The following is a 1,322-nucleotide window of genomic DNA, read 5'->3' as shown; positions in this document are numbered from 1 at the left end:
TGAACCGCCCCGGGTTTGTCGGAGGCTCCAACTCCTGAGAAGGTGGAGCCAGTATGAGCAAGACGACGAACAAGTTTGCGCCTGAGGTCCGCGAGCGTGCGGTGCGGATGGTGCTCGACCACGAGCGCGATCACCCGTCGCGGTGGGCAGCGGTGGTGTCGATCGCGGAGAAGATCGGCTGCGTGCCGCAGACGCTCCACGAGTGGCTGAAGAAGGCCGAGGTCGACAGCGGCAAGCGCGCCGGCGTGCCAACCGAGGTGGCCGACAAGATGAAGGCGCTGGAGCGCGAAGTCCGCGAGCTGCGGCAGGCCAACGAAATCCTGCGCAAGGCGTCCGCGTATTTTGCTCAGGCGGAGCTCGACCGCCCGTTCCGGCGATGATCGCCTTTATCGACGATCATCGCGCAACCTATGGGGTCGAGCCGATCTGCCGCGTCCTGCCGATCGCCCCATCGACGTACTTCGAGCGTGTCGCGCAGCGACGGGATCTGATGCGCCTGTCGGCGCGGGCGCAGCGGGATCAGGCTCTCAAGCCCGAGGTCGCCCGCGTCTTTGCCGAGAACTTCGGGGTGTATGGCGTGCGCAAGGTCTGGCGCCAGATGATGCGGGAGGGTTTTCCGGTCGCTCGCTGCACCATCGAACGGTTGATGCGCGAGATGAGTCTGGCAGGCGTGATCCGGGGTAAGCCAGTGCGTACGACCATCAGCGACAAGGCAGCGCCGTGCCCGCTCGACCACGTTAACCGCCAGTTCCGTGCCCCAGCGCCGAACAGGCTCTGGGTGTCGGACTTCACCTATGTCGCGACCTGGGCAGGGTTCGTCTACGTCGCCTTCGTCATCGACACCTATGCCCGCCGGATCGTCGGCTGGCGGGTCAGCAGGACGGCGCATGCCAGCTTCGTGCTGGATGCGCTCGAGCAGGCGCTACACGATCGCCGGCCGGTTCATCGTGGCGGCCTGGTTCACCATAGCGACCGCGGGTCGCAATACGTGTCTATCAAGTACACGGAGCGCCTCGCTGAAGCGGGGATAGAGCCATCGGTGGGCAGCGTCGGTGACAGCTACGACAACGCTTTGGCCGAGACGATCAACGGCCTCTACAAGGCCGAGGTGATCCACCGGCGCGGACCGTGGCGCAGCTTCGAAGCCGTCGAGTACGCTACCCTCGAGTGGGTCGACTGGTTCAACCATCGCCGGCTGCTCGAACCCATCGGCAACATCCCGCCTGCCGAAGCCGAAGAGCTGTATTATGCTGCCGCGGACAACATCGATATGGCAGCGTGACTCACAACCCAACGCCTCCCGCAAACCCGGGGCGGTTCAA

1 protein-coding gene and 1 other annotated feature are annotated in these 1,322 nt (G+C 65.0%); the gene reads left to right on the top strand.

Features of this window, described 5'->3' with window-relative positions; genetic code table 11:
- Positions 1–53: 53 nt before the first annotated feature.
- Positions 54–1,282, top strand: a protein-coding gene (locus ACH0BU_RS18070; protein WP_156167008.1) for an IS3 family transposase whose coding sequence is annotated in 2 segments (ribosomal slippage) — positions 54–342 and positions 342–1,282 — 1,230 coding nt in all. Because the reading frame shifts where the segments join, the coding sequence is not laid out codon by codon here.
- Positions 335–451, top strand: a sequence feature (AL1L pseudoknot). Its footprint overlaps the gene before it by 117 nt.
- Positions 1,283–1,322 lie beyond the last annotated feature (40 nt).

The sequence above is a fragment of the Sphingomonas olei genome, from assembly GCF_045369765.1.
GTDB lineage: Bacteria > Pseudomonadota > Alphaproteobacteria > Sphingomonadales > Sphingomonadaceae > Sphingomonas > Sphingomonas panaciterrae.
The sequence above is the reverse complement of the archived record's forward strand: the minus strand, read 5'-3'. Positions and strand labels throughout refer to the sequence as shown.